The following is an 8,163-nucleotide window of genomic DNA, read 5'->3' on the forward strand; positions in this document are numbered from 1 at the left end:
GCGCATTTCAAACCGCCCATTCGTTGCGGCGCGCCTCAATAATCGACACATCGGACAATGCAGAGGTCCTATTTTCGTGCTGTGAAAGTCAGACATACCGTTGGAACGGCGAGGCCGTCGTCGGCGCGGAAAGAGTGCTTATTTAAGTATGCGCCGAGCGACATGAGGTTCTGCCCCCAGCTTGCCCGTAGCCGTGCGATCCATTTCGGGACCGAAACCAAGCCAGCAGCGAACGGCTGGCAGTGCAGTCGGCGCCCCTTGAGCGCACGCTTTGTCAACTGAGCGCCTGCGGCCCAAATGACTCGACGTGGATTTGTTCTGCTGAGACGCCTAACTGCCCCAATCCTCTCTCGAGACCAGCCATGAAAGCCGGTGGCCCGCACAGGAAGTATTGGGCGTCGGCGCGATCCACCAGCGCCCCAATCACTGCAAGGGTAATGCGGCCCTCGCTGTCGTAGTGCGTGCCGCGCTTGTCCTGGCTCCTTGGCCGGCTGTAGGCAAAATGGGTGCGTATATCGGGGTGCGCCGTGGCGAGGTTGCGCACCTCGCCGGCAAAGGGATGGTGACGGCCGTCGCGGACAGCGTGGATGAACCAAACCGGACGGCCGCCATCCTCCGCGGCAATGGCGTGCAGCAGGCTGATCATTGGCGTGATGCCCACCCCGGCACCGATCAGCACAACCGGGCACGTGCTGCACCGAAGAGTGAAAATTCCGGCTGGCCTGCGGCTATCGATGATTGTGCCTGGCTCTGCATGGTCATGCAGATAGCGCGATACGAGGCCCTTTGGTTCGCGTTTCACGGAAATCCGGTATCGCGCATCGGCGGGTGCGCCCGAGAGCGAGTAGGTGCGCCTGGCAGGAGCGGGCGCATCTGGCAATACGACCTCGATCGGCAGGTGCTGCCCTGCCTCAAATTGGTCGAGCGGCCCGCCGTCGCGTGCTTCGAACACCAAGGAGGTTACGTCACCGCTTTCCCTGATCTTTTCAGACAGGCGCAGCGACCGGACCGACTCCGCATTGGCATCCCAGCGCAACGCAATGGCGTTGCGGGTTTCGACAGCCTCATGGATACGTACAGTGATCAGGCGCCGGGCGCCGGGGTAAACGGCGAGATCTGCCGGATCCCATTCGATTGACGCTTCGCCCGTCACTTGGAGCAGGGTGCCAGTTTCGAAATCGACGAACAACAGGCCAACACGCGGGTCCAGGACGAGATTGCCAACCGTGTTGAAATGGTTGTTGCCGGCATAGTCCGGAAACCGCAGCGATCCGCCATCCAGCGTGCGCACGAAGCCCCGGTCGCCGCCCCGGTGCGAAGCATCCATGCCGAAGGCGGGGTTGTCACCCTCGCCACGGTAGCCGCTGGCGATGAAGAAGGTGTCCGCGGTGTCGATCCAGACACGCTGCGCCTCTGTCAGTGAGGCGCAGCGCTTGGTTTTGCCAGGCTGGCTTGTCGGAGCCCGGCGCCATCGGCGTTCGCGAATGTACTGCGGGCAATTCCCGAACGACTGCGCGACGTTAACCGTAATCGAGCCCGCTGCGCCCGGGCCGATGCAGCCGTTCACGCGGTTGCGCCGCCGTGTTTCCAGTTCGATGCCGAGGATGCCGATGTCCGCGCCAGGGACAAACGCGCCTGACAGCGCATCGCCGGGGGGCGGTTCCGAGGCCAGTACCATGCGGAGCGGGTCGGGCGAGGTCACAAATCCTTCCGGGCCATCGAGCAGCGTCGCCCAGGGACGGCCGGCGCGGTCTCTGGCAGCGATGACGAGGAATGGCTGAGCCGTATGGAACTCGCGGTGCTGCTCCGGCAGACAGCCGCGCACGACCTGACGGGCCCAGTCCTCGATATCGCGGACGCCCAGCCTTTCCTGGACCGCCTGCTCACCGGCATGGAACGGAGACGGCGTGGCTTCGGCTTCGGTGCGCGAACTCTCTCGGCTGCCGTTGGAGATTGGTGCGGTTTCATTTGTCATGTTCATAGGAGCCTCCATTCTTTAGGTTTCTGGTGCCGGAGGGGACGGCAGATCCGCCTTGGTGCCAGATTCCCAGCGGCAGCGGGCATGTCTTGTGCCGCCATTAACCGGGGCGCTCCGATGGCCCCGCATTTCAGGTTTGTTCCGCACGCGAAGCTCGCGGCGGGCCGCTGCGGGGCGGCCCGGCAATCACCAGCGTTCGCCGAACGGACGGATTTCCACGTCGAACGACCAGGCTGAGCGGGGTTGCTGCGCCACATGCAGCACTTCGCCGGCAATGTCGGCGGGCTCGATGAAGAAGCCATCCGCCTTTTCAGGATGGAATCTGTCCCGTGTCCACGGCACGTTGATGACAGCGTCGATGTTGAAGTAGGCAACGTGAATTCCCTTCGGGCCAAGGTCGCGCGCCAAAGCTTGTGCCAGGTTGCGCTGAGCGGCCTTTGTCGGCGAGAACAGCGCATAGCTCGGCACACCCCGAAAGGCTGCGGTGTTGCCGGTGACCATGATGGCGCCCTCGCCGCGGGTCAGCATGTCCGGGACCACGGCGCGTGCCAGGTAGAGAAGAGCGGTTGTGTTGACGCGGAAGTTCCGCTCCAGTTCTTCCGGGTCCCCCTCATCGAACCGTTCGAACGTGGCCCGCACGGCATTGTGGACAAACACAGAGGGTGGCCCCATCGTTTGCTTAACGGCCTCGCATGCCCTGACCAGCGCATCGAGATCTGACACGTCGCATGGGAAGGCCACGGCGCCGTCAAGCTCCCGTTCCAGCGCCTCCAGCCGCGATTTGCCACGCGCCAGCATGGCGACGCGGTAGCCGGATTCGGAAAAGCGCCGGGCGATGGCGGCGCCGGTTCCTTCGCCGACACCGGTAATCATAGTGATGGGTTTGGTCATTTATGTCTCCTGTTCCACCATCCCGGACCGGGCGGTTGCATCGGTAAGCAAGGGTTCGGGCAGGGCGGCAAAGCGGCGCAGGATGGCCTGCACCGCCTGGGGCATCATGCCGCCGGGGCAATCAGCTCCATCCGGATCCCGCCCGGGATCGCGCACATCATGTGCTGGGTTGGGCCGCCTAGCAGCGGCTCTGGCGGGAACTCAACTTCCACGCCGTCGGCGGCCGCCAGTGTCTCGTGCAGCGCGGCCAGCGCGGCACTACCGTCAACAGTCAATGCGAGGTGGTGCAGCCCGATCACGTTCTTGCGGTCGAACGGAACTGCGGTTGCAGGATCCTGCGCCTGCCAAAGCGTGATCATCGTGGTGCCGTCGCTCAGGAATACGGCAGGATAGTCCGGCAATTCGCCAACTTGGGCGAAGCCAAGTGTGCCAGTGAAAAAGTCGCGGGTTTCGCCAAGATCGCGAACAGTCAGCCCAATGTGATGGGCCCCTTTTGTCAGTGCAACAGAGGACATTTTTTTCTCCTTTTCAAAGATATGGATACAGGCAGTCTAAGGAACGCGGCATCGAACCGGATCACAATTCAGCCGCGGCAGCATGCTGGATACGCGGCCAGTTCTCGGCGGCGCGCGCAATGGTGCCGGCGCGGTCCTCCTGATAGGCGCGCAGCACCTCTTCATTCAGGAAAACGTAGAGCCTGCCTTCGACGATCTCTGCGTATTGCGGATCACCGTCGAATTTCTTGCCCTTGGAAACACCAAAGGTACAAAAGCCGCCGTTCTGAAGCACGGTGTCTGCCAGGCCACGGCGGCGCAGGAAGTTTTGCCTGGCTTTCCCGCCCCACCGGCGTCCCAGGGTTTTCAGGGCAGGAGGCGGAAGAGTAGAACGTTGCTCCAGTTCAGAAATAGCAGTCATCGGACTTCTCCCATTTGCGTTTGTGCCAGGCCTGAAAGGGTGGCCAGGTAATGCCAGGGAGAATGCCAGACCAACCGGTCAATCTCTTTCAGATTTGCACGTTTCACAATTCTGCAGACCTGCGGAATGCTCCGGCAAGGTCGTTCAGAAGACGATCCTGCGAGTTTTTGCTACACTCGGTTTGAAGGTGTTTCTGGGGAAGGCGTTGCTTTGAGACAGCTGCTTGACATAACTGCGCCACCTCTCGGAGAACTGCCGGTCTGGGGCAAGCGCATCGCGTTCGGAGATTTTCTTGTTGAGCTGGTGCCGGCCGGCCAAAGGCACTTTAACGTCCGCCTGCATGACAGCTTTGCTAGTATCAGCTTCTCTGGCGATGAGGGGCAAAGCTCGCTCGCCGGCGGCCGGTTGAGGCATTATGACCGCCGGCCTTACGAGTACATTGTCGCGCCTCCATGCTTTCCCCTGCGCGGCGCCTCGGAGTCTGCGCCGGAAGTGCTCGCGCTCATATTCAGTTTCGACGCTTTGAGGGCAGATCTGGCCTCCGCCTTACAAATCCCGGAGGACCTCCTTGAACCTCGCGTAATCATTGGCGGCCCTAAGCCGTTCACGACCGAACTTGCAAACCGCATCCGTCGGCACATCCTGGCAGATGACATATCCGGCCACTATTTGCGCGCGCTCTGTTTCGCGCTGATTGTGGAAATGCTGACCTTGCCGCCGGAGCAGCAACGCACCCGCCGCACTGATTTGCTTGATCAAAATGTCCTGGATAAAGTTATTGAGTACATTGATGGAAATCTCGAATCGGATTTGGCAGTGGAGAAACTGGCTGGGCTTTCCGGGGTGATGGCGCACCGGTTTGCCCGCGCATTCAAACAGAAAACGGGTGAAACACCGCACAATTACGTCTTGTCGAGAAGGGTTGTGCAAGCGCGCAGGCTGCTTATTAAAACAAATGAGCCGATAGCCAGCATTGCTTATGCCACCGGCTTTTCGTCGCAGAGCCACATGACGACCACTTTCCGCAGGCGTTTGGGTATCACGCCGGCACAATTTCGTAGTGCTTGAACCTGAGTAGATGTAATTTGGCCCAAACGTTGGCAGCATCGCGCAAGAGCACAGACCTGGCCGCAATAACCGTGTCAGCAAAAGCCGCGCGCCTGCGACGAAAGGCTGCCAGGACCCGGCTGTGTGAGTTCATGGTCCAAAATTTTTTGCACGCTGCCTGAATGGCTGAGTTTCCCGCCTGCTATGCGGCGGGAGTTTTTCGGCGGCGCAGCGAGGCAGCGTGCTGCCCGCGTGTGCAGAAAGATTTTGGCAGTTCTGCTGTGGGCTCGCTGCCGACTTGCGGCGATGCGGCGGCAGCGTTGCAGCGAAACTTCACCAGGACGCTTCTGCCAGACGACGCCAGGCAACCCGAAGCGGCCCTCGCAGCGGGTTACAGCCCCAAGGGTGCTGCAAGTGCGGAGTTACCTGTGCATCTCAGCCAGAGCGGCCATTCAACTGCCCAGGCACTTACAATACAACAGCTAACAACATCGAAACACCCCAGAGGTACGGCCGGGGCGTTTACTATTCTCGTGGCCAATTGCCTCAGCGCGCTTCAGTCAGCAACCCCCGGAAGATGGCCCAGCACATCAGCAGGAGCACAACGGTGAATGGCAGGCCGGTGGAGATCACCATCGCCTGCAGCGCTGCCAACCCGCCGCCGAGCAGCAGCACGATGGCAACTGCGCCTTCGAAGATGCACCAGAACACCCGCTGCGGCACGGGTGCGTCGACTTTGCCGCCTGCGGTGATGGTGTCGATCACCAGCGAACCGGAGTCGGAGGATGTCACAAAGAACACAACCACCAGCACGATCCCCACAAAGGAGGTAATCTCGGCCAGTGGCAATTCGCCCAGCATCTTGAACAGCTTCAGTTCCAGCGACGCGTCCTGCGCCCCGGTGAAACCGTCAGAGACCACCTGATGGATTGCGGTGCCGCCAAAGACGCTCATCCACAGCACGCAGACCAGGCTGGGGATCAGCAGCACGCAGATAATGAACTCCCGCACGGTGCGGCCGCGGCTGACGCGGGCGATGAACATGCCCACAAACGGCGACCAGCTAATCCACCAGGCCCAATAGAAGGCGGTCCAGCCCTGGCTGAAGTTCACATCCTCGCGCCCTATCGGGTTCGACAATGCCGGCAGGTATTCAATGTAGGCCATCAGGCTAGAAGCGAAGCCTGTCAAGATCGCCACGGTGGGGCCGACCAGCAGCACAAAGATCAGCAAAAGGAAAGCCAACCCCATGTTGATTTCCGACAGCACCTTCACACCGCCGTCCAGGCCGCGAAGGACCGATATCAGTGCAACGGCGGTGATGGCGGTGATCAGGATCACTTCGGTTGTGGCACCTGTCGGAACGCCGAACAGCTCATTCAGGCCCGCGTTGGCCTGAGTTGCGCCGAACCCAAGCGAGGTTGCAAGGCCGAACAGCGTGGCAAAGACCGCCAGAATGTCGATGACGTGGCCGGTCCAGCCCCAGACACGCTCGCCAAAGATCGGATAAAACGCAGACCGGATGGTGAGCGGCAGTCCCTTGTTATACGTGAACAGGGCCAGCGCCAGCGCAACGATGGCGTAGATCGCCCAGGGGTGCAGCCCCCAGTGGAAGATCGTCGCCGCCATGCCTAGGCGCACAGCTTCGGCCTCATCCCCCGCAGCCGCGCCCAGGGGCGCCCAGTCAGTGCGGGCGCCGCCGCCCTCGGGCACCGCTGTGCCGCCGAATGCGGTGGAGAAATGGCTCATCGGTTCACTGACGCCGTAGAACATCAGCCCAATGCCCATGCCCGCCGCAAACAGCATCGCGAACCATCCCATGTAGCTGTAGTCCGGTGTCGCCTCTTTGCCGCCAAGGCGCACCTTGCCCCAGGGGGAAACGATCAGAAACAGGCAGAACAGCACAAAAAGGTCTGCCGCACCGAAGAAGAACCAGTCAAAGCTGCTGGTCACCGCGGGCCGCAGCCAGTTAAAGAACGCCCCGGCCTGTTCCGGCAGCGCCAGCGCGTAGAACACGAAGGCTACGATGACCAGGCCCGAGACTAGGAACACCGGGTTGTGAATGTCGACCCCAAACGGGCCAATCTGGGTTTCGATATTGTCCTGACCGATTTCATATTCGGTATCAATGATATCCGCTTCGCCTTCCGGGGCGGGGATACCCTGATTTGTGGATTCGTCAGCCATCGCGGCCTCCTTCCCTGTTATTTGGGCCGTGCAAGCGGGGCTTGCGCAATTTGTGGCTCCCGGCGGATCAGTTCTCGCGCACAACCAGCACCGAAACAGGCGCCTTCTCTGCAACCCGCCCGCCATGGGCGTGGAACAGATAGTCGCTGACACCGGGGACATGGCTGGCCATGACAATCAAGCCGGCGCCGATATCACTGCAGGCTTTGATCAGCGTTGCGTCCAGATCAACTGCCGGATCGAGGCTGACCACAGCGTGGCCCGAGGCCGTGATGTTGCGCTTGCCCGCTTGATCCGCGGCGAAGTCCTCGAGTTTTTTCGCAAACTCCTGAGGGGTGTGCGCAACCGGGCCGGGCAGCGATGAGGTCACTCCCACGAAAATCACTTCCGCTTTGTAAAGATGCGCGAGATCCGTCGCCATTTGCAGCGCCCGGTCAAGGCGGCTGGCATGGGTCAGGTCCACGGGGACCATTATCTTGGAATACACGGCCTCCCTCCTTTTGCTTCAAATTCCACGCGTCTGCGGCACGGAGCCAAGAGCGCGCCGGGCTTAGCACAGATTGGCGCCGCGCAATCGCGGCAGTGCTACCCCACCGGGCTGCGGCAGCGCCGCAACTCTAACAAAAACGTGCGGGCATCGCTGCACGTCTTCCGACATATACCCGTTACTATAAGGATTTAACCGTTCACGTCCACCACGACGCGCCCCTTGCGGTCGCTGTCTCTGGTGACCGCGGGCAAGCGATACTTTTGAACAGGTCAGTGGCCTGCATCCAAGGGGCTGAACGCCAGAGCAACCAGGGCCGCCACCATCTGCCGGATGGCTGTTTTCGGGGAAGTGGCCCAATTGCTTCGCACTCGCAGCGGAGCTGACACTGCACCTGAAACGAATGTCGAGTTCGGGGCTGGCTTGAGCCGATCACAGTTGGCCTGGGGCAGGCTGGTGCTAGTTTCTCGGTGCTGTGCCGCCGCAAGGCGGCAGTGAGCCCCAGAGCCGCCGTTGCTGCTCCGCCAGGATGCCGCAGATGTAGCCTACCGCTTACAGCCGATTCTGTTGAAAAACTCTTCCTTGATTGCAGGGGGCATCGCTGATTCAATTCCGTTATTGAGCGGGAGGTTTGGCGATGATGGGACCGAAGCAGGAG

The 8,163-nt window shown here is 61.2% G+C and carries 7 protein-coding genes; 1 reads left to right on the forward strand and 6 read right to left on the reverse strand.

Features of this window, described 5'->3' with window-relative positions; translation table 11 throughout:
- Positions 1-274: 274 nt before the first annotated feature.
- From VOI29_RS19975 to VOI29_RS19990, 4 genes are all read right to left on the reverse strand, one after another.
- Positions 275-1,981, reverse strand: a complete 1,707-nt coding sequence (locus VOI29_RS19975; RefSeq protein ID WP_323782808.1) for a pyridoxamine 5'-phosphate oxidase family protein — start codon at positions 1,979-1,981, stop codon at positions 275-277.
- Positions 1,982-2,164: 183 nt separating this feature from the next.
- Positions 2,165-2,869 carry an SDR family NAD(P)-dependent oxidoreductase gene (locus VOI29_RS19980; protein WP_323782811.1) on the reverse strand — a complete coding sequence of 235 codons (705 nt, stop codon included), beginning with the start codon at positions 2,867-2,869 and terminating at the stop codon, positions 2,165-2,167.
- A 104-nt stretch (positions 2,870-2,973) separates the two neighbouring features.
- Positions 2,974-3,384, reverse strand: a complete 411-nt coding sequence (locus tag VOI29_RS19985) for a VOC family protein (protein ID WP_323782814.1) — start codon at positions 3,382-3,384, stop codon at positions 2,974-2,976.
- 61 nt (positions 3,385-3,445) lie between these two features.
- Positions 3,446-3,784 (reverse strand): hypothetical protein, encoded by a 339-nt coding sequence (locus VOI29_RS19990; protein WP_323782817.1) that lies wholly within the window; start codon positions 3,782-3,784, stop codon positions 3,446-3,448.
- A 126-nt stretch (positions 3,785-3,910) separates the two neighbouring features.
- Here VOI29_RS19990 and VOI29_RS19995 point away from each other — a divergent pair, with 126 nt between their 5' ends.
- Entirely contained in the window at positions 3,911-4,852 is a 942-nt protein-coding gene (locus tag VOI29_RS19995) for an AraC family transcriptional regulator (RefSeq protein WP_323782820.1), read from the forward strand.
- 525 nt (positions 4,853-5,377) lie between these two features.
- On the opposite strand, the gene VOI29_RS20000 is transcribed toward VOI29_RS19995, so the two are convergent.
- Together VOI29_RS20000 and VOI29_RS20005 are read right to left on the reverse strand one after the other, a co-directional pair.
- The gene (locus VOI29_RS20000) at positions 5,378-7,018 is read right to left on the reverse strand and encodes a BCCT family transporter (protein ID WP_323782824.1); all 1,641 of its coding nucleotides are present in this window, start codon (positions 7,016-7,018) and stop codon (positions 5,378-5,380) included.
- A gap of 67 nt (positions 7,019-7,085) precedes the next feature.
- On the reverse strand, positions 7,086-7,490 hold the full coding sequence (locus VOI29_RS20005; RefSeq protein WP_323782828.1) for a universal stress protein: 405 nt from the start codon (positions 7,488-7,490) through the stop codon (positions 7,086-7,088).
- Between the last annotated feature and the right edge of the window lie 673 nt (positions 7,491-8,163).

The sequence above is a fragment of the Leisingera sp. genome, from assembly GCF_034669605.1.
In the GTDB taxonomy this organism is placed as follows: Bacteria; Pseudomonadota; Alphaproteobacteria; order Rhodobacterales; family Rhodobacteraceae; genus Leisingera.